Raw genomic sequence first — 21,839 nt, 5'->3', positions numbered from 1 at the left:
CTGATGTCGGCACTTCTGAAGTCAGGCAGTTTAAAAACGAGAATCATCTGGGCGGTCGTACTCATCCTGATGTGTCTTGCCCCATTAATCTCTACGGAGTTTCGGCTTAGTTTGCTGGCCAAATTCCTCGCACTTGCCATTTTGGCAATAGGACTTGATCTGATCTGGGGTTATGGTGGGGTTCTTAGTCTGGGACATGGGGTGTTCTTTGGGCTTGGGGGTTACGCCATGGCCATGTATCTGAAGCTGCAGGCCAGTGGTGCTTCCCTGCCTGATTTCATGGGGTGGAGTGGTCTGACGGGTCTGCCCTGGTTCTGGGAACCTTTCCGGTCGTTTCCGGTGGCGCTATTTCTGGGCATTGCCCTTCCGGCTTTACTAGCTTTTGTTTTAGGCTGGTTTACGTTCCGTAACCGGATTACCGGCGTGTATTTTACCATTTTGACTCAAGCGCTTGTACTCATTACGGTCACCTTGTTTATCGGCAAACAGGAGTGGACTGGAGGTACAAATGGTATAACCGGATATAACTCGATCTTCGGTTTCACACTGCATTCTGCAGGGACAACGATTGCGTTGTACTATATCACGCTTGCGATCCTGGTGCTCACATATCTGCTCTGCAGGAAAATGGTGAACAGCCGATTTGGTCAGGTATTGGAAGCTTCCCGGGACGGAGAAAACCGGGTGCGTTTCCTTGGATATGATCCGGCAGGATACAAAACGCTAACGTTTGCCCTTTCGGGGGCACTTGCAGGGATAGCAGGTATGCTTTTTGTTCTGCAGGTTGGTATTATCTCGCCTTCCATGATGGGGATTGTCCCCTCCATTGAAATGGTATTGTGGGTTGCCTTGGGCGGTCGCGGCACACTGATTGGAGCTGTGATCGGGGCAGTTGTGCTTAACGCTGCTAAAACGGGGATAAGTGAAGCGTATCCTGAAGGTTGGCTGTTTGTTCTGGGCGGGCTTTTTGTAACGGTCGTTTTATTTATGCCTAACGGACTTGTCGGAGTCTATCGCAATGTCGTTCGATTGCTGAAGCGGAGAGGAGAGGTTGTACATGTCCCAGTCAGTCAGGAAAAACCTGAAGTCTACTGAGGCCGCACCTGTGTTGATGGCTGAGGATATTACCGTGGCTTTTGGCGGATTCGTTGCGGTCAAAGGCATGAACTTGAAGCTGCATGCGCATGACCTGCATTTTCTGATCGGCCCCAATGGTGCGGGGAAAACGACAATGCTGGATGTGATTTGCGGAAAAACAAAACCTCTCTCCGGCACTGTGAGGCTGGAGGATGGCACGGAGCTGACTCGTCTGAAAGAGCACCAGATTGTCCGGAAAGGCGTGGGGCGCAAATTCCAGGCACCGTCCATCTTCGGAGGGTTAACTGTACAGGAAAATCTGGCTTTGGCAGCAGAAAGTCAGCGCTCCCCTCTTCAGACTCTTCGTATTCCGCGGTATGGGAAAATAAATGCTGCGATGGAACGGGTTATTCAGCAGATTGGATTACAGGATCGTGTATATACACGAGCAGGAGCACTCTCTCACGGAGAGAAGCAGTGGCTCGAAATTGGCATGCTGCTGCTTCAGGAACCGCGTGTGCTGCTGCTGGACGAACCGGTTGCGGGAATGACCGATGAAGAGACGCATAAAACGGGCCGTTTGTTACAGGGTATTGCACAGGAGCGTTCGGTCGTGGTTGTAGAGCATGACATGGAGTTTGTCCGTGAGTATGCGGCGAAGGTGACGGTGATGCATGAAGGCAAGCTGTTGAAGGAAGGAACCATGGCGGAGGTTCAGGAAGATCCACGGGTAGCTGAAGTCTACCTGGGCAAAAGGAGGGATGATCATGCTGTCATTGCAACGAATTGAATCTGGTTACGGAGAAAGCAATGTGCTGCGTGGTGTGAATCTCGATGTGCAGCCTGGACAGGTGGTATGTCTGATGGGCCGTAACGGTGTCGGCAAAACAACACTGATGAAAACATTGATGGGGCTGCTCAAAACCCGGAAGGGGAGCATACAGTGGAAAGGGCAGGACATATCCGCTTTGGACCCGGCTAAACGGGCCAAAGCGGGCATTGGATATGTTCCTCAGGGGCGTGAGATTTTCCCGCAGCTGACAGTAAAGGAGAATCTGCTGCTCGGTCTGGAGACAGCCGCGCCGGGAGTGAAGGCATTCCCTGAGGATGTGCTCGCGATGTTCCCGGTCCTTGCGACCATGTATGGACGTCAAGGTGGAGATTTGAGCGGTGGCCAGCAGCAGCAGCTTGCCTTTGCGCGAGCGCTTGCCTCGCGGCCTGGTTTGTTATTGATGGATGAACCAACCGAAGGCATACAGCCTTCGATTGTTGAGGATATCCGGCAGGTCATCCTGCAAATCAAGGCGAGGGGCGACATTTCGGTCCTGCTCGTTGAACAGAGCATCGACTTTGTGCGTGGTGCTGCGGATTATATCTATGTCATGGACAAAGGTGCAATTGCACTGCAAGGTTCACCGCAGGAACTGGATATGTCTCAATTTGAACACCATCTGTCAGTATAAACCGGAGTATGCCTGGTCCGGTCATGATCTTTTGTCCAAAATATTGGAGTACTTGGGGTACAGGCGTCGGATGCAGTCTGGACAGATGTCGTGCGTAAATTCGGCATGGGTGTGTTTCTCCAGGTAACTTTCAACTGAATTCCAGACGCCCTGTTCATCCTTGATTTGTTTGCAGACCGCGCAAATGGGAAGCAGTCCGCGTAGTGTACGCACCTCTGACAGAGCTTGCTTCAGTTGCTGCTCGATCTGCTTCTGCTCCGTGATGTCTGTGTGCGCAATCAGGGCGAGTTCTACCGGAAGCGAAGGATCTGACTGGGGTAAGGGCGTTAGTTCCAGACGGAACCACCTTATGTCCAGGTTCGCAAATTGCAAGGATATGTCATATGTATGGCAATGGGCGAAGGGGTGCTGAGTCTTCTCGAAATGCTGGATGACTGCCTCGATTCTCGTTCTCTCCTCATAAGCTGCCCATGTCTGAAGCAGATGAAGATAATCGGAAGGTAAACGGTGGATGTCTGATCTATTCTGCTCGGAATATAGCTGCCCAAGTCCATTTTGCCATGCGGTATTGCAGCTGCGGATTCTCCAGTTGCGGTCGACGATAATGAGTTGATGTCGTATGGACTGGAAGGACAATCTTTCCAGGTCAGTCGTAAAGTAGCTCATGATTGGGCCCTCCTTGGCAATCAGTTACAGGATCGGGGCGGCATGGTGATGGCGTCTCATCGCAGTTCATCCGGAATTTGCAAAAGATCTGCGACCTGGTTTCGGAACCGGGTTGCTTTTCGTGTGCCATGAATGAGGTTGGATAAACGGTACGGCGGGATGCCGTGCTGTTCACAAAAGGTTTTTTGGTCCATCTGAAGCTCAGTCAGGCGTCGCTTGATGGCCCATCCGAACGGAGTCACGGGTTTCTTTTTGTTCAAAAGGGTTCACCCCTTATCGAAGTATTCAACCCGCCTTCGGTTGTGTAAAATAAAGGAAGATACGAGCTGTGTATCTTATTATATACGTAATTACGTCATGTAACAATTAAAAATGATGTATTTTAGTGTTTTTATGTCAATGAATGACGTAAAAACGTGTAAAAAGCTAGGAGAGAATGACAAAAAAGCACGTCAGCAAGGAGGTTGCTGCGTGCTTTTTATCGTCCGAGGAAGGGTGAGGACGCGAGTGTCTTGGGGTGAACAGGATTAGGCTCGGTAGGCATGGAGCCCTGCGCCAAGCATATGGAAGCTGGGGAACAACGATTTCATGGACATTGAGGTTGGCTGTGCCGGTCCATCCGCAGCAGAGGCGCTGACGGTATTCCATTCATGTTCCAGGTCCGCGGCCAGGCGAACCAGCAGTTCCTGCGTAGTTTCATTATCCAGAGGGAGGACTTTAGATGCTTCGGATATACATGCACTCATGGCTGAGTGCATGTAACCCATGACCGCTTCCTCGACGGGGATTTCGAGGTGGTGGTTGATCCAGGCGTGAACAGTGGAGAGGCAGCCTACAGACTCGTATTTGGCAAGGGTCTGTTCGAGCTGGCTGAATTCAATCCAGGGATGAAGAGCTCGGGCCAGCTTGATCAGTCTTTTGCCCATGGCAGTGGCTTGATCCCTTTGATCAGCAGGAGTTCGCTGAACGTGAACCAATTTGTCAATGAGAGCTGTTCGCCATGTGTCGTTATGATCTGTTGCGCTATAGATGCCCTTGATTGCCATACCTTCAAGTCGAACAATACTGGGGTGCAGCTGACAGCGCATAAAGGATTCCAGATCTGCAGCATTTCGAATACTACCTTCAGTGATATGCACATCCATACCAAAGGAATGGGTAAAACCTCCGACCTGGATGGAGGAATCAAGCAGTTTGACATAATCGAGCAGCTTATTCCCACGGTTCACGGTCTTTCGCCTCCTATGTTCGTTAAATGTTATGTTAAATAACATTTATATTCCTCTTTCGTGCCTCTTATGTTTAAAAATCCGAATTATATGATATATATATTCACACAAATATCCGTATTTTGTCAATATAATCTTTGAAATTTAGTTCAAAACAATTTTAATGTTAACTTATATAACTTAAATAGGTAAGTTAGATGTAAAAAGGGGGATGGGACTCGAGGGAATGTCTTATTGGGATGCCAAATTACATGAATATAGATGGAAAATAATTCGAAACTTAATGTATGCAATCGTTAAGCGATCATGACGATAAGAACCGATATTTGCAGAAAAAACACAGGAAAAGGGCACATTTTAAAAAGTGCTTTACTTTTATATCATAACCCTGTATAATCATTTTTGTTGCCGATTATTTACGACATGCGGTCGTGGTGGAATGGCAGACACGCTATCTTGAGGGGGTAGTGGGCGTATGCCCGTGGAGGTTCGAGTCCTCTCGACCGCATTATAAAGTACGATAAGAAGAGGTTTTCCGATGGAGGAAAGCCTCTTCTTTTTGCGTTTGTAAATAGCGCCACAAAAGGCCATTCCCAGTAGAACCTTGAATTCCTGGGGTTCTGTGCTGATGATGGCCTCTGTGTGGTGCCTTTATTTCAACAACTTCTCGATATCTGCCTGAATTTGGTCAGGTGTCGTTTTTGGAGCGTAACGTTTCACGACACGTCCGTCCTGATCGACAAGGAATTTGGTAAAGTTCCATTTGATGGCTTTGGAACCGAGCAGTCCAGGTGCTTCTGTAGTCAGATGTTGGAAGAGAGGATGAGCGCTTGAGCCGTTCACGTCGATCTTCTCAAACATGGGAAAGCTTACACCGTAATTCATCTGGCAGAACTCGGCAATATCATCGGATGATCCTTTTTCCTGGGCGAACTGGTTACTTGGAAATCCCAATACTTCAAACTGACGGTCTTTGAATTTGTCGTAGAGTTCCTGCAGACCTTCAAATTGCGGGGTCAGTCCGCATTTGCTCGCCGTATTTACAATCAGCAGCACCTTGTTGCGATAGTCGGACATTTCCACTTCCTGTCCCCGAAGGGTGTTGACTTTGTAGTCATAAACGGTCATGATGTATCGCCTCCATATAATGATATTTGAGTTCTTTATTCGTATACTTATATTATATTGTTTACAATTAGATAATGCAAAATTAATTATGTGATATTAGCCCTTTATTGGATGTTTAAATGATCCTTAAATTCCAGACATTTTTCATAAGGACGAGAATTAGTGAGCTTGATCGAGATGGATGGAGAACGGAGTTGTTGTAAGCGCTATTATTAATATGTAATGGCATAAATTCGTCAATTCGGTGATCTGTACAGACTTTACACCAACATGGCGCGGGTGTATGATTCATATCGTAATTTCTATTTCAATTAAACTTAACATGAAAAACGAAACAAACGATAATATCGCTCTGATCAATACACGAAACTCGAACGATGTTTTAATCGCTGAGTTTCCATTCATTCATGGGTGGGAAACGGGGGAACCAATCGGAATGGCTGTCCAATGCAGCTGATCCATGGGGTGAATTTTTCGGTGCAAGCCGGAAATAGGGCGACTCTCGCGCCCGAATCCGTCAGCTAACCTCGTAAGCGTTAAAGGGAGAGGCAACAAGCCGCACGCATATTCATGGCGTCTTCGTCATGGGTTATTTAAGAAGCGTTCGGGGAGGCCTTGGTCCCCCACGCTTCTTTTTTGTTGTCTTTTCACGCCAAGGGAGGAACGAACGATGGATAATGAGATGATTTTAGTAACTGCACCGAATGAAGCGGGGCGCAAGTTTATCAAGCTGTTGATGTACAAAAAGATGCCGTTTGCCGTTCTGACCAACAGTGCAGGGGAAGAGCGGAAACTCCGCAGAATCGGAGTGGAGAACGTGATCCGCATGAATACGGCTGAAGCACAGAAGTGGTTTCTACCGCAGTCCAGCGTAGGCAACGTTTTTATTTTTGAGAACAGTCTGAACCTGACCTGCCGCTATCTGCAGATCTGCCGTTCATGGACCTCCAAATCGCTATGCGTGATCACCGAACAGAGCCATCCCAAAGGCATTTACCGTGGAATGGGAGCAGACCGAATTGTGTATTCCCTCAATGGAGAGGTTGGCTTTTTGCTTAATGGTTAATGTGATGACTGCCGATTGATCCGGTGTGAGGTGCCTGTTATAATTGAATTTATGGAAAAATGGAATTCTGAGGAGACTCATGCATGATGGTGGGTCTTCTTTTTTATTGATAAAGGTTGCGTTCATGGCTAACAAGGAGGAGTAGGCGTGCCGGATGTACATGGATTAAAATGGTTGTTCTTTGATGTAGGAGATACGTTGGTAGACGAATGGGAGCCGGTGGATGATATTATCGGGCAGTTCGTAAGAGAAGCCTGTTCACTTGGATATCCGGTGAAAATTGAGATGGTTCGAGAGATATTCGCCTCCTGTTACCGTAAATATGAGCAGTGGCCCATGAAGGTAGCGATTCGAACATTAATTAGTGATGAACGTCATAGGGAGCAGATTCAGGAGAAGCTGAAGTTCCGGAAGGAGCTGGAGAAGCCTTTCGCTGCAGCTGATGCTGTGCTAAAGGAGTTGTCACGCCATTATCGGATTGGCATTATTGCCAACCAGAGCCCGGGGACAGGAGAGCGCCTGGAGAGCTATGGTCTGCGCAGATACGTGGATGTACTGGCCTGTTCGGCAGAAGAAGGCGTATCCAAGCCCGACCCGGAGCTGTATGCAGTGGCTCTGAAACAGGCCGGATGCGAGCCCGAGGAAGCTGTAATGATTGGAGACCGGATTGATAACGATATCATTCCTGCCAAGAAGCTGGGGATGCGAACAATTCGGATTCTGCAGGGTTATGGACGGTTTCAGCCTGAACTGGAGGGTCAGGAGCACGCGGACTGGACGATTGAAACTCTGGAACAGCTTATTCCTTTACTCGTGTCTATCGAAGAATAGCGGGTAAGGTATCTTTATAGAAGCCTTGGGAGCGTCATTAAATAGTGGACAAGGCAAATGTACGGCGATATAAAAAGGCTGATCGCTTCAAGTATAACTACTTGAAGCGATCAGCCTTTTTGAGTTGACATCCGGCTAACGGGACCATGTTGCCCTCATTTTCAGATTAGAACAACATGATGGTCTGGATGATCAGATAGACATTTAGGACAACGATCACGGCAGCGATGATCCAGGAGATGATTTTGAGCCGCAGCTTGTTGGCGAATGCCCCCATGCTTTTTTTGTCACTTGTGAACATCACGAGTGGAATGACGGCAAACGGCAGCTGCAACGAGAGGATCACCTGGCTTAATATCAGCAATTCTTCGGTTCCGTGCTCCCCGGCGATGGCGGTCACAATAACAGCAGGAATGATTGCAATCAACCGGGTCACCAAGCGGCGCAGCCAAGCCGGAATTCGAATATTCAGGAATCCCTCCATGACAATCTGTCCGGAGAGTGTGCCTGTTAATGTAGAGTTCTGACCTGACGCTAGCAGTGCGACACCAAAAAGGATACTCGCAATTGTCGTGCCCAGCAGTGGTGTAAGCAGGTGGTATGCATCTGTGATCTCAGCAACCTGAGTCATGCCTGCACTGTGAAATACAGCGGCGGACACAATGAGTATGGCTGCGTTAATAAACAGGGCCAGCGTCAACGCGATGGTTGAATCCATGGTGGAGTACCGGATGGCTTCTCTTTTTCCCTGAGGCGTCTGTTCGATCTGACGGGTCTGTACGATCGAAGAATGCAAATACAGATTATGCGGCATGACCGTTGCTCCGATGATACCGATGGCAATGTACAGCATCGCCGGATTTTGCAGTATTTCGGCACTTGGTACAAAACCGGTGAGTACTCCACCCATATCGGGTTTGGCAAGGAACAGGTCAATCCCGAAGCACAGGGCAATGGTTGCCATTAGCACGATAACCAACGTTTCCAGTGCGCGGAAGCCCTTATTTTGCAGCAAAAGGATAAGCAGGACATCCACGGCCGTAATAATGACGCCGTACAACATGGGAATGTTGAACAGCAGCTTCAGCGCGATGGCTGAACCGATGACCTCGGCCAGATCAGTGGCTGCAATGGCCAGTTCACACAAAACCCATAGCATAATAACAACCGGCATACTGAACCGCTCGCGGCAAGCCTGTGCCAGATCACGTCCTGTAACAATACCGAGCTTGCCAGCGAGTGACTGCAGTACCACTGCCATAAGATTTGAGATCAAAATGACGGATAAAAGGGTATAACCGAATTGTGAACCACCGGCGATATCTGTTGCCCAGTTACCTGGGTCCATATAACCAACAGCGACCAGATAACCGGGGCCGACAAAGGCGAGGAATTTTTTCCACCAGGCGGCGTTTTTTGGAACCTTCATGGAGCTGTGAGCTTCCCCGAGGGAAGGAGCCATGCCTGCCGCAGCCAACGGCTCAACCGAAGGGGAGTTGAATGGATTTTTTTTACTCATGCGTAATCACCTGACTTTTTAATATTGATTGTATTGATATTCTGAGGATGAAGGCCGGAAGCTTTCATTCGATATGTCTGAAAGTATATGTCTTTACTTACATTGTACTCATTCAATAATTTTTGTCTAGTGCAACTTTTATGTAGATGGACAAAATAAACTGAAAAGGGAGCAGGCCTTTAGTATATTACCCAACCTTGGGAAGTTAACAAATTTACGCCCCAAATAATATATGACGCTATCGAAATGGAAGGCAGATGCATGGAAAGGGCATGGATGCAGAAACTGATTGTAATCAGCAAACGTTTCAAAATGAGCCAGAAGTTTAAATTGAAGTGTAGGCAGCAAAAAATATTGGAGTGAAGGAGAGATTTCTAATGGAAGCTTTATATACAGCAACAGCAACAGTCAAAGGTGGACGTACAGGTTCAGTGACATCATCGGATGGTGTGCTCAAACACGATTTGAAAATGCCAAAAGAGCTGGGCGGCTCCGGCGGAGAAGGTACGAACCCTGAGCAGCTCTTTGCAGCGGGATATGGCGCATGTTACGAAAGTGCTCTTGCAAACGTAGCGCGCAAGGCTGGTGTAAAACTGGAAGATGTGGTTGTAACAAGTAATGTATCCATTGGAAAAGACCCTGCAGATGATGGATTTCAGTTGTCGGTTCGTCTGGATGTAAGCATGCCAGGTGTTGACCACAGTCAGGCAGAGGATCTGGCTCGCAAAGCTCATGATTTTTGCCCGTATTCCAAAGCCACGCGTGGCAACATCGATGTTGTATTAAACGTTGTTTAAACCTGTACTCGCTGGAGTAAAGGGATAGAAATATGAAGCAGGCTATCATGGGATACCTGTGTACGGTACAAGCCCTGCTGGCAAACGGCAGGGTTTTGTATTTTATATTTCAAATGAAATGCAGGAAATTGCAGGTCAGATCGCGTACTCTTTTACATAATTATACTCTTGCTTCATGCCAGGCATCTGAAAAGGGGGAACGCAAATGAGTATTGAAGAGATGATTGAACGAAGGTTTGTGTGTACGAAATGTCGGGGAACGGATTGCAATATCAAGGAAGTGTCCATGTCGGGAGCCGGTCTTAGCAAAATGTTCGACATTCAGCATAATCACTATTTGTTTGTAGCCTGTTCTGCCTGTGGTTATGTGGAGGTATTCGACCCGGACGTATTAAAGGGAAAAAAACAGGGTCAGGTAGGAACGATTTTGGATATTTTATTCGGCGGATAGAGTGGCATAACTTGGTCCGCTTGGAATCAATTCAAAAAAGCAGCACAGTTCGTCCCACCCTGAGTTGACATCGAACAAAAATTTCTTTAATATGACTTAGTACTGAGAAGTGTCATGCAGGAAACAAATTTGAATTGACAGGTGATATCCATGTCTTATAGACCAAGTATTGCAAAATTGCAAGTAGCTAGCAAAAACGAAAAAGACGGATTGTATGAATTTACAATGAAGCTGGTAGATGGCACGCAGTGCCGCGTATTCTACTCCAAATCTCCTGAATGGAAGATGACAGCGATCAGCCGTCTGCAGAAAACGCCTTGTCCGGTATGCCGCAAAGACTTTATTTGCAAATGCATGGACCAATGGGCTGGTGACCTGCATCAACAAATGATTGAAGACGAGTGGATGGAAAAGGCGATTGCTGAGTAATTGCCGAACAGATACGAGCGTAGGCTTAAAGCCTGCGCTCTTTTTCTATTCTATTTTTCTTATGGATTGTATAATCTTCTGCGAGTGCCGAACGTGAAGGGCAAAAATGGGTAAGTTAATCTAACAGCCATATATGAGGAGGTCACGATTATGACATCAATTCGAGCGGATCAGCATCAAGGACACCCGATTGTACTCGTGGACGGGATTTGTCACTTCTGTCAGGGATTAACGAAATGGATTATTAAACGTGATCCGGAAGGGAAATATCATTTTGCATCACTTCAATCCGATGTAGCCAAGGATTTGCTGAAGAAAGGAAATTTATCGACAGACAGCATGGATACCTTTGTCCTCATTGAAGATGGCCAGTATTATACACGTTCAACAGCTGCACTGAGGTTGGCCAAAGGATTGAAATTTCCATATCCATTACTATATGTTTTCATCATTGTGCCAAAATTCATTCGTAATGCGGTATATAACTGGGTAGCTCGCAATCGTTACCGGTGGTTTGGCAAGGACGATGCATGCATGCTGCCAACACCAGAGATCAAGAATCGATTTTTATAAAATGCTATTTTACAACACATTGTATCCGCAAATATGATTAATAAAGGAAACATTTGGGTAATGAGTACGGATCATATTTATTTTGGGAGGAAAAACATTTGAAAAAGTGGACTACACTCATTATCGGGGCATTATTGGCAGTAAGCATGACAGCATGCGGAAGCGATGCAGATAACAGCACTGCAACGCCGCCAGCGGGTAACGAAACGACAAACGAGGGCAATACACCTGCAGTGGAGGAAACAAAGATTCCTACATTGGAAGAATTGATTACCAAAACCAGCGAAGCTGCCAAAGAAATGAAAAGCTTCTCAAGCGATGCAACCATTGATCAAAACCTGAAACTGGAGGCTGGCGAGCAGTCGCAGGATCAGCAGGTTAAAACATCGCTGAAGATGGATATCATCAAGGATCCGATGATGATCTATCAGGAAATGAACATGGAAATGTCCGGACAGGAAGCCCAAAACGTGAAGCAGTATATCACTGCCGATACGATCTATTCGCAGGTGGGAGACCAATGGGTTAAAATTCCTGATGATCAAACGAAACAGCTGATTGAGCAAATGCAGGCAAGCATGAACCCGGAAGGTGAATTGGAGCAATTCAACAAGATTGCGGAAGACACCGAAATTACCGAAGAGGGCGACAATTATGTCATTAACGCTGACGTATCTGGGGATAACGTGAAGGAATTGGCTCAATCCGTAATGGAGCAGAACGGATCGGACGCCCAGACGCAAGCGATGCTTGAACAAATGAATATTACGAGCATGCAGATGAAATATATGGTGAACAAGGAGTCTTATCTGCCTGTTGGTACGGATGTAAACATGGTTATGGAGATGGAGCAGGAGGGACAAAAAGTTACGATGGACATGAAAATGACCAGCAGCTTCTCCAACCATAACCAGGTAGAAGCGATTGAAATTCCGCAGGAAGCATTGGACAGTACAAAATAGGGGAATGGTAAGATCATAGAAATGATCCCTTGGCCATCAATGTAACTTGGTTTATTGGTTTATAAATTGAAGACATCTTTGATTCAAGTATGTGCGAACCCAGGGGGGCCATCTTGAATCAGGGGTGTTTTCTTTTTCTCCAACAACTGGTCAGCGAGCATGATGTTATAGTATAGTCGTGGAAGCGATTAAACAATGTGATGTCATAAAAGTGGAAGGAGATTCAAGCGATGATTGAGTATGCTCATATACACCATGTTAGCCTGGCTGTGCGTGATCTGGAAGCAGCCAAGAAATTTTATTCGGGGCTGCTGCGCATGCAGGAGATTGAACGTCCACCGTTCCGCTCCACAGGCACGTGGTATGCGATTGGCAGTCAGCAGCTGCATCTGCTTCAGCACCCTCAGGGACATACGCTGCGTGAGGCAGGGATTGATACAACGGATGGTCATTTTGCCATCTGGGTGAAAAGTCATAAAGACACGATAGCCTGGCTGGAACAGCAGGGGATTGAGTACGAAGCGAGACCGGAAAGTGTTGCCGGGTTTGCGCAGATCTTTATCCTGGATCCAGACCGTAACATCATTGAATTTGCTGCACCTTATCATTCATGAGGATGCCGACAGTATTGTTAATTGTATAAATCTCTTGCTCGTCCAGAAATTGTATGCTATATTATCCATACATTCATAGCACGTGACGGAAGCACCGTCCATATTCTGCATTTCATGCGGATAGTGGACGGTGCTTTTTTTTGTGCTTATGTACAGGGAGGGAAGGAGAAATTGATTGTACTGAAGGCCGTACTTGCTTCAAAAGACAGAGAGTACATCAGTGCCTGGCTTGATTTTGTACAGGGGAGCCCGTTTGGTGCAACGATGCGATTTACCGCCTTTTCACAGTGGGAATCGTTTCAGGAGTATGTGCATGAACATGAAACACAGGAACTGCCGGATCTGGTTATTGCAGAACCTGAATTTCTGAATCCCTGGCTGGAGAGTATGGGGGGGGGGGCGGATGTTCCTTGGCTGCTGCTCAGTGAAGGTCATGAGGATGTGGAGGAAGATAAGCGATTGATGAAGTATCAACCTCTGCCCACATTGCTGGATGCGGTTCTGAATGCAAGCCGGCAGCCGCGTCGTAAAAAGGTACATCGTCGAGGACAGCAAACCTTCTCCATTGGAGTGGTGTCAGCTTCGGGAGGGAGCGGAAAGACCGCTGTTGCACTGCATATGGCGAAGCAGCTGGGGCTGGCCGGATACGCTGTGCTTTATCTCAATCTGGAGACGCTGGATAGTGTGCTGCCATTTCTGGAGAAGGGATTAAACCGCAGTGTACAGCGTATGCCAGATGCAGAAACGGGGTTGTCCAGACTGTTGTATGACCTTAAGGCCAGCAAAAAGGGATCAGGCAAGCAAGAGCAACAAATTTTAACCAAGGGGACCGATGGTTATGTACTCCGGCATGAAGGGCTGAAGGCAGATGTCTTCTGGCCATTATCGAACCGGAAGGAATTGCTGCAAATGTCGTGTGAAGATACGACGGGACTTATTCAATACTTATCCATTGCTGGGCAGTATGACGTGCTTATTCTGGATGGAGATTCTGGTTGGGATGGCCGAAGTGAAGGTATTCTGGAAGCAGCAGATGCATTGGTATGGCTGGTTGAAGATGATCTGGCCGCCATGCACCGATGGGGACAGTGGATGCTGCATGCCGAGCGAACAAAGCCAGATCTGCACCAAAGTGTGCTGGATCGTGCCTGCTTTGTTGTGAATAAATACCGGGACAGTGTAGTTAATGCTTTACCACGACCTGATCTGCAGCTGAATGCGGTGCTGCCTTATATTCCTTCCTGGAAGCAGCTTAGCCAGGAGGAAGTGATGCTAAGCTCTCCCATATTTCAGCGTGAAATAAAGAGGCTGTGTGCCATGCTTATAGAGAACGGAGAAGAGGATCTGAAACAGACAGGTCGCATCCAAAATGGCGATGGGTGGGCAATATGAGCGATGTATCCAATAGAATGATGGACCGTGAAGAACAATTCCAGAACATGCGTCGGGAAGTCAGGGCAGGCCTGGATTTAACCTCTACTGCCGGAGACAAGGAACTATGGCAGGGGATTGAGCGAAAAGTGCTGTCTGATCCGATGCTTGATGATCTGACTTCTGGAGAACGGCACACCTTGGTCCAGCGGCTGTTTGATTCGTTTCGGGGGTTGGATATTCTTCAGCCGCTTGTGGATCATCCTGATATCACGGAGATTATGATTAACAGTCACCGGGAGATCTTTGTCGAGCAGGATGGTGAAGTGATCCAAATTCAGCTTGAATTTGAATCCAGAGAACGGCTGGAGGATATTATCCAGATGATTGTATCCGGGGTGAATCGAATTGTGAATGAGTCCTCCCCGATTGTGGACGCACGGTTAAAGGATGGTTCCCGGGTCAATATTGTGTTGCCGCCGATTGCTCTGAAAGGTCCTACCATGACGATCCGTAAGTTTCCGAGTGAGCCGATGAAAATGTCGGACCTGATCGATAAAGGTGCCTTGCATGAGGAAGCTGCAGAGCTGCTTCAGCAGTTGGTACGCAGCAAATACAATATCTTTATCGGTGGCGGGACCGGGTCTGGGAAAACGACTTTTCTGAATGCCTTATCCCAGTTTATCCCTGCGGATGAACGAATCATTACGATTGAAGACTCCGCCGAGCTGCAGATTGTCACGGTACCAAATCTGGTATCGCTGGAAACACGGAACGCCAATACCGAGGGTAAGGGTGAAATCTCCATTCGGGATCTGATCAAGTCTTCACTGCGGATGCGTCCGAATCGCATTGTGATTGGTGAGGTGCGGGGTGCAGAGGCTTTGGATATGCTGCAGGCCATGAATACCGGGCATGATGGAAGCTTATCCACAGGCCACGCAAATAATATTACGGACATGATCAGCAGATTGGAAACAATGGTGCTCAGTGGAGCGGAACTTCCAATTGCAGTTGTGCGGCAGCAGATCAGCTCAGCTATTGATGTCTTTGTCCATTTATCCCGGTTGAGAGACCGTTCAAGACGGGTGACGGAGATCAGTGAAGTCATCGGCATGCAGGACGGAGAAGTGCTGCTGAATCCACTCTTTCGTTTTCAGGAGAGGGAAGAACGTGAAGGCAAGATCATTGGCGGATTGGTGCAGGTCGGAACGCTGAAGCAGGTGGAGAAAATCCAAATGGCCGGGCTGGGAGATTGGCTGAATGAGTACATAGGATGATACTACAATGAGATAAAGGATCGGATAACAACGAGAATTTAAGCTATTGGAAGGTGATGAGGTTGGGTGAATCCAGACAGGCATTAACGGATTACACCGTATATACGCTATCCCGTAGACAACGAATCGTCTGCATGCTGATTAGTGGAGTACTATTCTTCGGTGTCGGTATTCTGTTCTATCATCACTGGCTGGCTGGAATGATTTTGGCTGCGGGATGCATATGGGTGCCGAAACACTGGACAAAGGTGCTGCTGGAACGAAGAAGAATGACCCTCAGCTTGCATTTTAAACAAGCGTTATATGCGTTATCTTCCGCATTGGCTGCGGGAAAATCGGTGGAAAATGGCTTTAAGGAATCGGTTGAGGATCTCCGGATGCTCAATCCCGAATCGGATACCGATCTGATCCGTGAGTTCACCATTTTGCGGACACGGATGGAGTATGGTCAACCCATTGAGGAGGCACTGCAGGACTTTTCGGACCGGGCCAGTATCGAAGATATTACGAATTTTGCCGATGTATTCATCACCTGCAAGCGGACGGGCGGAGATCTGGTTGAGGTGGTCCGCCGAACCTCTGCTGTGATTGGCGAGAAGCTGGACATTCAACAGGATATTATGGTCGCTGTGGCTCAGAAAAGGTTTGAGTCCAAGGCGATGTTCGCCGCTCCGTTTATATTTCTAATCTTTTTAAATTTGACGGCCAAGGATTTTATGGAGCCGCTGTACAGCGGAATGGGGTATCTGATCTCCAGTGGGGCCTTGGCAGTACTTGCCTGCTGTTATCTGTGGATTGCACGCATTATGGATATCAAAGTATAAGGAGCTGATTCGATGCTGCTTCCCGTTATATTCGGTGGGTTGCTCGGAGCGGGATGGCTGGTGCTGGATCGAACGCGAGGACAGACCTACCGACATCTGCGCAAACTTCATATGGAGGGATTGCGTCTGAAAAAGCTGCATGGTCCCTTTTTGTTTTTACTGGACAGATTCGAGGCAGGCCGCAGATTGCCTGTGCTGATGTTCCGCATGCAGCATGCCATTCAGAAAATGTACGGCATACAGCACAGTGGAGAGAAAACGATGCTCTATAGTGCTGAAATGTTGACTTATGCTTGGCTGATGCTGCTTGTGGGCTGTCTGCTATCCCTTGTTGGGGATATGGGCCTCGGAGGCATGGCAGGCGGGCTTGCCCTTGGTGCTGCACTGCCTTTTGCACTCTACAAGGATCTTCATACCAAGGTGCAGCGAAGGGATCAGGATATTCTCATGGAGCTGCCTGAGTTGTTAAACCGGATTGTATTGCTGGTAGGTGCCGGAGAAACCGTGCAAAGGGCTATCGTTCACTGTGTTGCCAGTCAGGGAGACCGCGACCATCCGCTGTACAACGAGCTGCGAAAGACTGTGGGCGATTGGAATAATGGCTACTCGTTTCAACAATCGTTTGAACAGTTCAGCCGCCGCTGCGGTGTGCAGGAAGTCACGATTTTTACGACGACGGTGCTGCTGAATTTCCGGCGTGGGGGAGGTGACTTTGTACTCGCGCTGCGGGATCTGTCACATGTGTTGTGGGAGAAACGCAAGGCTGTCAGTCGGGCAAAGGGGGAGCAGGCTTCTTCCAAACTGGTGTTTCCGATGGTGTTGATCTTTTTTACGATTGTGGTCATGATCGGTGCACCTGCTTTTATGATGATGAATATGTAGGGGGAATTGGGATGCAGGAATTGATGAAAAGCAAGGCAAGTGCATTTTGGAAGGAAGAGGACGGGCTTGGAACGCTGGAGCTGATTTTGATTATTGGCGTCATTATCATTATTGCCTTGATCTTCAAAGATCAAATTAAAACCTTGGTCACTCGGTTACTTGGTCAAGTTAGCAAGAAGAGTGATGAATTCTTTGAGTAAAAGGTTCAAAAAGGAGGATGGGAGCTTCACAATTGAAGCTTCCCTGGTCTTCCCGGTGGTGCTGTTTATTCTCGTATTAATTCTGTTTTTCTCCATGTACATGTACCAAAAGACCTTTTTAAACCAACATGCATATGCAGCAGCGGAACGTGCCGCCTACAGTTGGGATAACAGTCACAAGCAACCCATGACAGGTGAAGTTGTGGCAGATGAACATGACAATCTGTACTGGAGACTAACAGATGACCGATTGCTCGGAGCCTTGTTTGGGTGGGCCGGCGCGGATAATCAGATTAGTGTTCCGGTGCCAGCAGGGGCAGGAGGGAATCTCACCGAGAAGAAATTATCCCAAGCAGTACAAGGCATGCCGAGTGGCATGCGCGGAACGATTGAGTATCAGAATTCTCTGGTCCAGCGAAAAGTTACAACCGAGCTGGAGCAGGTTATATCTTTGCCGCTGCCATCTTTTTTATTTGATTCAGCTAACAATGTTCTGACGCAAGGATCATCAGCAGTTGTAGAGCCGGCAGAATTTATCCGAACGGTGGATCTGATCCGTTATTATGCTGCCAAGTTTAAGGGAAGTGGTGGAGCCGCAGCAGGCACAGCGGCTGAAGCAGGGCAGGTTCTGCAGCATTTTGGCAAAAAACAATAAGCAGAGAAAGGAGGAGAGCAGCGCTGTTCAGAAAAAAGAATGGTGAATCTGGAGCTGTAACCCTGTTCTTGATTTTAATCCTGGCTGGAATCTATATGTTTGTGGCTGTGTTCATTGATTATGCACGGATAGCCGCTTTCAAAGTACAGGCAGAGCGCATGACACACGCGGCGATGAGATCGGTGATGTCTGCATATGATACTTCGCTGCGGGAGTATGGCTTGTTCGGGTATGGGGACAGCGGTGGTGAAGCTATTATGGCCAAGGTGCTGAATGATAGTGTGAAGCCGTCGGCGGTGAAGGACGGGTTTCCAATTTTGGATATCCAGTGGGATACAACTTCCCTGAGCATGGAGCGCGAATTGGGCAGATATGACATTTTCAATCGCCAGATCCAGGAGGATATGAAATATCGGGCTCCGGTTGATTTTACACTAGAAGTGGTCAATCGCTTCAAGCCGATGTCGGAGGAAATGAAAGAAGCTGCACATACTGTAGACTTGCTCAAAAAATTGCAGAAGCTGTATGACAAGCGCGAGGAATTGCTGGATGAGGCGATAGCCAATCAGACAGATTCAGCCAATAAATTGAAGGATCTTCCGGCTTTGATTATGAGCCCACCTTCACCTGCCATTTACGATGAGATGATGGAAGAGACACCAGAGACTGCTGCCGAGATCGCGGCACGGTATACGGATTATTTGAGCAAAAAACAAGCAGACGAGGGACTGCCCTTCAACCAGCAGCAATATATTCTGGAGCTGGCTCGTTACAGGACAGGTGTAGGTCATGTGGTGACAGGCATAAGCAGGGTCCTGCAACCGGCACAACAGGCTCATCAGTCGAAACTGGAGGAAGCTCAGGCCAAAATTGAAGAAGCGCGCAAAATCAACGAGGAAATGAAGCGGGTCATCGCTGAGGGAGAGAATCGTCCACAGAATGCGAGTTATGAAAAAGTAGGGAATTCGACCCTTCCCGGACAAAGTCCACCATCTACCGGATCGGGCAGCGAAGCCAAAAACACACGCTCGCTTGCTTCCGAGCTAGTCAGAGCTGACTCGTTGTTCGACCAGTTGAATGAACGGATTCGTTCTCAAACTTCAGATTTTAATAATGTTAGAAAAGACAGTATCGAACTGAATACACAGCTTCGCAATGTCACTGGTCAGAGTGGTGTTCCTGTTAAGCCGGCGGTTAGACAGGCCAGTCAGGTCACGGAACGATACATGGACACTTATGTACGAAGCGGTCCGTCCAATGTCATCCTTCTCAGTAAACAGCTGCTGGAGGATGGTCGGGGATCTGATGCCCAGCGTAAGGCTAATGACAAAGAGTCCAAGGGGAAATTAAAGGACATGCAGCGAATTTTGTCACAGATTGAAAGGGGGCACTCCGGATCAACGGAAGCATTCAAGCAGTTAGAGCAGTATTACAATGCAAATATTGCATTTAACCAGGCAAGCCGTGAGGAAGCCAAGAAGGCAGAAATTGCTGGCGACCCGTACGACTCTGGCGGTGACGCTATGAATAGTATGGACAGTTTGTTTGGCGGAATGTCTGGTCTTCTGGATCGTCTTGGGGATGAATTGTTTCAGAATGAGTACGCGCTCGCTTATTTCAATTCGATGGATTTTGGGCAATTGCTGGATTGGACTGAAGGGAACGGGGATTCAAGTGAAGTCTTCAAACTGGAGAATCAGGAACTGGAGTATATCATCTACGGTTTTCATAATCCTTCAGGTAACATTGCTACTGCATATGCAGAGATTTTTGGTATGCGTTTAGCGATTCGAACGGCAGAGGGCTTGATTGAAAATAGTAAGCTCGGCAATCCGCTTCTGGTGTTATCTGCTGCAATTTTATATGGGATTACACACGCCATAGCGGATATGGTGAAACTCGGCAAAGAGGGTAGTGTGGAGTTGTCCAGATATATCAAAGTCCAGCTTACATACAGGGACCACCTAAGATTATTCCTGTTAATGCATAGTAACAATGAACGCAAGATGTCCAGAATGTTGGCTTTGATCCGAATGAATACAGGCGTGAATCCTGATGAAAAACAAACATATGCTTCAGGTAACATCCGCAGCAGTATCAAACTGTGGTTTTTACCCGGAGTTGTGAAAAGTATAGGTGCGGTTATGGGTAATGCAGACCAGGTTGAAGATGGGCGGTTATTCATAGATCGGAAGACGGATTATTCCTATTGAATAATGCAGTTTTTTCAATTGGAGGGATTATGGCGAAGCAGCATCAACAGAAAAAGGAATATGCACGATTGCGGATTCGGTTAGCGGAGTTGCGCAAACGGGGAAGATTAAAGTCATTGTATGAGCAGGCATGCTCTACGAGAAAGGAACAAGGCAGCATCGTATTGGAAGCTTCGCTCGTTCTGCCTGTATTTCTATTCTTTGTCATGTTTCTGATCTATATCGTGCAAATGACATTGATCTCGACAGCCTTGCAGAGCACAGCAGGTGAAGCTGTGAAGCAGCTCTCCACCAAGATATACCCGGTCTCCCTTGTGTTCACTCCCTCAGATTCGGCTGGCGGCGGAGAGACGGGGAATGGCTGGAAAATACCTGAGTTATCCCTGACCGAGTGGGCTGAAGAGTACGCCTCATCGCTTCCGGAACCGCTAAGTCATTGGGTGCGTGCGGCTGCAGCCAGCGGTGAGCAGCCTTTGCAGGAGATTAAGACATCCGTTATGGAAACTGTACTTGATCCAGCCGTGAAACCTTTGCTTCAACCATTTATTGATCCGGTATTGCTGGATATGGAGCGTGTACATGTTAACGGTATATCTGTGCCGGATCTCAAAAACAAAACCAATCCGTATTTCAGGCTGGAATTAAGTTATGAACTGCCGATCAAAGTACCTTTCATCGGCAAACCATTGCGGATTCAGGCTGCAGCCGCTGAGCGTGTATGGATCGGGGATACGGGCGAAGGTTCGAACAGCGGTGAGGGAAATGGGGACGTCTCAGGTTCAGTAACCGTGTTATCCAAGCCGGAGCCGGCATACATAGGGAACAATGCGACAATCAAGGTTAAGGTAGAGCCGGGGGCAACGGCGAACTTAACGATATTTTACAAGTCGGGGGAGAGCACGGCTAAACATATCGGCTGGGCGACAGCAGATGAGAATGGTGTAATTGAGTGGAACTGGTTTGTAGGTACACGTACAACGGAAGGCACATGGACATTTGTAGTGGAAACCGCTGATGGAGTCAAAACAGAAACTGAGTTTAATGTAGCTTCCAGAAAATGAGGATATTTAAGGGGTGATGGAGGTGGATTGGTTCTATATAGCCTGTGGTTTATATGTGATGGCTGCCTTTGTAACAGATGTGCGATCCATGAAAATTCCGAATCGGTTGACCTTGCCTGTGACCGCCCTGGGTGTGTTGGCCCATGGAGTTTGGGGAGGTTGGGAAGGTTTACTGTTCTCTGCTGCGGGATTCGCAGCCTGTTTCGGCATTTTGTTTCTAATGTACGCTATCGGGGCAGTAGGTGCAGGAGATGTGAAACTGTTTGGTGGGATTGGAGCTTGGGTGGGGCTCTCTTTTGGAATACACGTTGTTGTGTATTCCGTTTTGTATGCCGGAGCAATTGGATTAATCATTCTGTTGTTCCGCAGGGATTCAGCCAAACGGATTCGTCATATGGCAGGTGGGCTTGCAGGCTTTTTCATGATGGGTTCGCTCAAACTGGTTAGCAAGGAGAAAACATTGAAATTTCCGTTTATGCTGGCTGTAATGCCAGGATTTATCAGTGCCTACGTCTATATGATTTAAATAAATATATCAGATATGTAAG

General features: G+C 47.6%; 25 protein-coding genes, 1 tRNA gene and 1 riboswitch. Of the genes, 21 read left to right on the top strand and 5 right to left on the bottom strand.

Annotated features, from left to right (window positions below):
- Positions 1–3: 3 nt before the first annotated feature.
- Genes urtC through urtE form a run of 3 tightly spaced genes read left to right on the top strand, consistent with a single transcriptional unit; the run spans position 4 to position 2,540 of the window.
- On the top strand, positions 4–1,095 hold the full coding sequence (gene urtC, locus AB3N00_RS11480; RefSeq protein WP_413034636.1) for an urea ABC transporter permease subunit UrtC: 1,092 nt from the start codon (positions 4–6) through the stop codon (positions 1,093–1,095).
- Positions 1,058–1,867, top strand: coding sequence for an urea ABC transporter ATP-binding protein UrtD (gene urtD, locus AB3N00_RS11475; protein WP_413034635.1), 810 nt, complete (start codon positions 1,058–1,060; stop codon positions 1,865–1,867). The genes urtC and urtD overlap by 38 nt, the downstream gene beginning before the upstream one ends.
- The gene (gene urtE / locus AB3N00_RS11470) at positions 1,845–2,540 is read left to right on the top strand and encodes an urea ABC transporter ATP-binding subunit UrtE (protein ID WP_413034634.1); all 696 of its coding nucleotides are present in this window, start codon (positions 1,845–1,847) and stop codon (positions 2,538–2,540) included. The genes urtD and urtE overlap by 23 nt, the downstream gene beginning before the upstream one ends.
- A gap of 21 nt (positions 2,541–2,561) precedes the next feature.
- On the opposite strand, the gene AB3N00_RS11465 is transcribed toward urtE, so the two are convergent.
- The 3 genes from AB3N00_RS11465 to AB3N00_RS11455 form a co-directional block, all read right to left on the bottom strand.
- Complete coding sequence (locus AB3N00_RS11465) at positions 2,562–3,206, bottom strand: hypothetical protein (RefSeq protein WP_413034633.1); 645 nt, start codon at positions 3,204–3,206, stop codon at positions 2,562–2,564.
- A gap of 56 nt (positions 3,207–3,262) precedes the next feature.
- Positions 3,263–3,466, bottom strand: a complete 204-nt coding sequence (locus AB3N00_RS11460; protein WP_175398254.1) for an XRE family transcriptional regulator — start codon at positions 3,464–3,466, stop codon at positions 3,263–3,265.
- A gap of 267 nt (positions 3,467–3,733) precedes the next feature.
- On the bottom strand, positions 3,734–4,435 hold the full coding sequence (locus AB3N00_RS11455) for an urease accessory protein UreF (RefSeq protein ID WP_413034632.1): 702 nt from the start codon (positions 4,433–4,435) through the stop codon (positions 3,734–3,736).
- A gap of 425 nt (positions 4,436–4,860) precedes the next feature.
- On the opposite strand from AB3N00_RS11455, the gene AB3N00_RS11450 reads away from it, so the two are divergent.
- Positions 4,861–4,943, top strand: a tRNA-Leu gene (locus AB3N00_RS11450).
- Positions 4,944–5,086: 143 nt separating this feature from the next.
- Here AB3N00_RS11450 and AB3N00_RS11445 read toward each other — a convergent pair.
- Positions 5,087–5,563, bottom strand: a complete 477-nt coding sequence (locus AB3N00_RS11445) for a glutathione peroxidase (RefSeq protein WP_413034631.1) — start codon at positions 5,561–5,563, stop codon at positions 5,087–5,089.
- Positions 5,564–5,940: 377 nt separating this feature from the next.
- A riboswitch (cyclic di-AMP (ydaO/yuaA leader) is annotated at positions 5,941–6,114 on the top strand.
- A gap of 119 nt (positions 6,115–6,233) precedes the next feature.
- Here AB3N00_RS11445 and AB3N00_RS11440 point away from each other — a divergent pair.
- On the top strand, positions 6,234–6,629 hold the full coding sequence (locus tag AB3N00_RS11440) for a hypothetical protein (protein WP_095289178.1): 396 nt from the start codon (positions 6,234–6,236) through the stop codon (positions 6,627–6,629).
- A 147-nt stretch (positions 6,630–6,776) separates the two neighbouring features.
- Positions 6,777–7,460 (top strand): HAD family hydrolase, encoded by a 684-nt coding sequence (locus tag AB3N00_RS11435; protein ID WP_413034630.1) that lies wholly within the window; start codon positions 6,777–6,779, stop codon positions 7,458–7,460.
- Between the two features lie 166 nt (positions 7,461–7,626).
- Here AB3N00_RS11435 and AB3N00_RS11430 read toward each other — a convergent pair whose 3' ends face one another.
- The gene (locus AB3N00_RS11430) at positions 7,627–8,922 is read right to left on the bottom strand and encodes an Nramp family divalent metal transporter (protein WP_413035253.1); all 1,296 of its coding nucleotides are present in this window, start codon (positions 8,920–8,922) and stop codon (positions 7,627–7,629) included.
- A 434-nt stretch (positions 8,923–9,356) separates the two neighbouring features.
- On the opposite strand from AB3N00_RS11430, the gene AB3N00_RS11425 reads away from it, so the two are divergent.
- From AB3N00_RS11425 to AB3N00_RS11355, 15 genes are all read left to right on the top strand, one after another.
- Positions 9,357–9,776 carry an organic hydroperoxide resistance protein gene (locus tag AB3N00_RS11425; RefSeq protein ID WP_175398258.1) on the top strand — a complete coding sequence of 140 codons (420 nt, stop codon included), beginning with the start codon at positions 9,357–9,359 and terminating at the stop codon, positions 9,774–9,776.
- Between the two features lie 205 nt (positions 9,777–9,981).
- The gene (locus tag AB3N00_RS11420; protein ID WP_413034629.1) at positions 9,982–10,227 is read left to right on the top strand and encodes a zinc ribbon domain-containing protein; all 246 of its coding nucleotides are present in this window, start codon (positions 9,982–9,984) and stop codon (positions 10,225–10,227) included.
- Between the two features lie 150 nt (positions 10,228–10,377).
- Positions 10,378–10,656, top strand: a complete 279-nt coding sequence (locus tag AB3N00_RS11415; RefSeq protein ID WP_175398259.1) for a hypothetical protein — start codon at positions 10,378–10,380, stop codon at positions 10,654–10,656.
- Between the two features lie 150 nt (positions 10,657–10,806).
- Positions 10,807–11,229 (top strand): thiol-disulfide oxidoreductase DCC family protein, encoded by a 423-nt coding sequence (locus AB3N00_RS11410; RefSeq protein WP_413034628.1) that lies wholly within the window; start codon positions 10,807–10,809, stop codon positions 11,227–11,229.
- Between the two features lie 98 nt (positions 11,230–11,327).
- Positions 11,328–12,191 (top strand): DUF6612 family protein, encoded by an 864-nt coding sequence (locus tag AB3N00_RS11405; protein ID WP_413034627.1) that lies wholly within the window; start codon positions 11,328–11,330, stop codon positions 12,189–12,191.
- 230 nt (positions 12,192–12,421) lie between these two features.
- On the top strand, positions 12,422–12,805 hold the full coding sequence (locus AB3N00_RS11400) for a VOC family protein (RefSeq protein WP_413034626.1): 384 nt from the start codon (positions 12,422–12,424) through the stop codon (positions 12,803–12,805).
- Positions 12,806–12,976: 171 nt separating this feature from the next.
- Positions 12,977–14,197, top strand: coding sequence for a ParA family protein (locus tag AB3N00_RS11395; protein WP_413034625.1), 1,221 nt, complete (start codon positions 12,977–12,979; stop codon positions 14,195–14,197).
- Complete coding sequence (locus AB3N00_RS11390; RefSeq protein ID WP_413034624.1) at positions 14,194–15,456, top strand: CpaF family protein; 1,263 nt, start codon at positions 14,194–14,196, stop codon at positions 15,454–15,456. The genes AB3N00_RS11395 and AB3N00_RS11390 overlap by 4 nt, the downstream gene beginning before the upstream one ends.
- A 56-nt stretch (positions 15,457–15,512) precedes the next feature.
- Positions 15,513–16,280, top strand: a complete 768-nt coding sequence (locus tag AB3N00_RS11385; RefSeq protein WP_413034623.1) for a type II secretion system F family protein — start codon at positions 15,513–15,515, stop codon at positions 16,278–16,280.
- Between the two features lie 12 nt (positions 16,281–16,292).
- Positions 16,293–17,162 (top strand): type II secretion system F family protein, encoded by an 870-nt coding sequence (locus AB3N00_RS11380; RefSeq protein WP_413034622.1) that lies wholly within the window; start codon positions 16,293–16,295, stop codon positions 17,160–17,162.
- Positions 17,163–17,173: 11 nt separating this feature from the next.
- On the top strand, positions 17,174–17,362 hold the full coding sequence (locus AB3N00_RS11375; RefSeq protein ID WP_175398267.1) for a Flp1 family type IVb pilin: 189 nt from the start codon (positions 17,174–17,176) through the stop codon (positions 17,360–17,362).
- Positions 17,346–18,017, top strand: coding sequence for a TadE family protein (locus AB3N00_RS11370; protein ID WP_413034621.1), 672 nt, complete (start codon positions 17,346–17,348; stop codon positions 18,015–18,017). The genes AB3N00_RS11375 and AB3N00_RS11370 overlap by 17 nt, the downstream gene beginning before the upstream one ends.
- A 68-nt stretch (positions 18,018–18,085) precedes the next feature.
- Positions 18,086–20,230, top strand: coding sequence for a hypothetical protein (locus tag AB3N00_RS11365; protein ID WP_413034620.1), 2,145 nt, complete (start codon positions 18,086–18,088; stop codon positions 20,228–20,230).
- 29 nt (positions 20,231–20,259) lie between these two features.
- A complete protein-coding gene (locus tag AB3N00_RS11360) occupies positions 20,260–21,291 on the top strand; it encodes a TadE/TadG family type IV pilus assembly protein (protein WP_413034619.1) in 1,032 nt (343 codons plus the stop codon).
- Between the two features lie 16 nt (positions 21,292–21,307).
- On the top strand, positions 21,308–21,817 hold the full coding sequence (locus AB3N00_RS11355) for a prepilin peptidase (RefSeq protein ID WP_413035252.1): 510 nt from the start codon (positions 21,308–21,310) through the stop codon (positions 21,815–21,817).
- Positions 21,818–21,839: the final 22 nt, after the last annotated feature.

Origin of the sequence: Paenibacillus xylanilyticus, from assembly GCF_047246825.1 — a bacterium.
In the GTDB taxonomy this organism is placed as follows: domain Bacteria; phylum Bacillota; class Bacilli; order Paenibacillales; family Paenibacillaceae; genus Paenibacillus; species Paenibacillus xylanilyticus_B.
This window is presented reverse-complemented; position numbering and strand designations above follow the sequence as displayed.

What these genes read in the sequence shown, in the direction of transcription:
- urtC (WP_413034636.1), top strand. Translation starts at nt 4, where the DNA reads ATGTCGGCACTTCTGAAGTCAGGCAGTTTAAAAACGAGAATCATCTGG.
- urtD (WP_413034635.1), top strand. Translation starts at nt 1,058, where the DNA reads ATGTCCCAGTCAGTCAGGAAAAACCTGAAGTCTACTGAGGCCGCACCT.
- urtE (WP_413034634.1), top strand. Translation starts at nt 1,845, where the DNA reads ATGCTGTCATTGCAACGAATTGAATCTGGTTACGGAGAAAGCAATGTG.
- AB3N00_RS11465 (WP_413034633.1), bottom strand. Translation starts at nt 3,206, where the DNA reads ATGAGCTACTTTACGACTGACCTGGAAAGATTGTCCTTCCAGTCCATA.
- AB3N00_RS11445 (WP_413034631.1), bottom strand. Translation starts at nt 5,563, where the DNA reads ATGACCGTTTATGACTACAAAGTCAACACCCTTCGGGGACAGGAAGTG.
- AB3N00_RS11440 (WP_095289178.1), top strand. Translation starts at nt 6,234, where the DNA reads ATGGATAATGAGATGATTTTAGTAACTGCACCGAATGAAGCGGGGCGC.
- AB3N00_RS11430 (WP_413035253.1), bottom strand. Translation starts at nt 8,922, where the DNA reads ATGGCTCCTTCCCTCGGGGAAGCTCACAGCTCCATGAAGGTTCCAAAA.
- AB3N00_RS11425 (WP_175398258.1), top strand. Translation starts at nt 9,357, where the DNA reads ATGGAAGCTTTATATACAGCAACAGCAACAGTCAAAGGTGGACGTACA.
- AB3N00_RS11420 (WP_413034629.1), top strand. Translation starts at nt 9,982, where the DNA reads ATGAGTATTGAAGAGATGATTGAACGAAGGTTTGTGTGTACGAAATGT.
- AB3N00_RS11415 (WP_175398259.1), top strand. Translation starts at nt 10,378, where the DNA reads ATGTCTTATAGACCAAGTATTGCAAAATTGCAAGTAGCTAGCAAAAAC.
- AB3N00_RS11410 (WP_413034628.1), top strand. Translation starts at nt 10,807, where the DNA reads ATGACATCAATTCGAGCGGATCAGCATCAAGGACACCCGATTGTACTC.
- AB3N00_RS11400 (WP_413034626.1), top strand. Translation starts at nt 12,422, where the DNA reads ATGATTGAGTATGCTCATATACACCATGTTAGCCTGGCTGTGCGTGAT.
- AB3N00_RS11390 (WP_413034624.1), top strand. Translation starts at nt 14,194, where the DNA reads ATGAGCGATGTATCCAATAGAATGATGGACCGTGAAGAACAATTCCAG.
- AB3N00_RS11385 (WP_413034623.1), top strand. Translation starts at nt 15,513, where the DNA reads ATGAGGTTGGGTGAATCCAGACAGGCATTAACGGATTACACCGTATAT.
- AB3N00_RS11380 (WP_413034622.1), top strand. Translation starts at nt 16,293, where the DNA reads ATGCTGCTTCCCGTTATATTCGGTGGGTTGCTCGGAGCGGGATGGCTG.
- AB3N00_RS11375 (WP_175398267.1), top strand. Translation starts at nt 17,174, where the DNA reads ATGCAGGAATTGATGAAAAGCAAGGCAAGTGCATTTTGGAAGGAAGAG.
- AB3N00_RS11370 (WP_413034621.1), top strand. Translation starts at nt 17,346, where the DNA reads ATGAATTCTTTGAGTAAAAGGTTCAAAAAGGAGGATGGGAGCTTCACA.
- AB3N00_RS11360 (WP_413034619.1), top strand. Translation starts at nt 20,260, where the DNA reads ATGGCGAAGCAGCATCAACAGAAAAAGGAATATGCACGATTGCGGATT.
- AB3N00_RS11355 (WP_413035252.1), top strand. Translation starts at nt 21,308, where the DNA reads ATGGAGGTGGATTGGTTCTATATAGCCTGTGGTTTATATGTGATGGCT.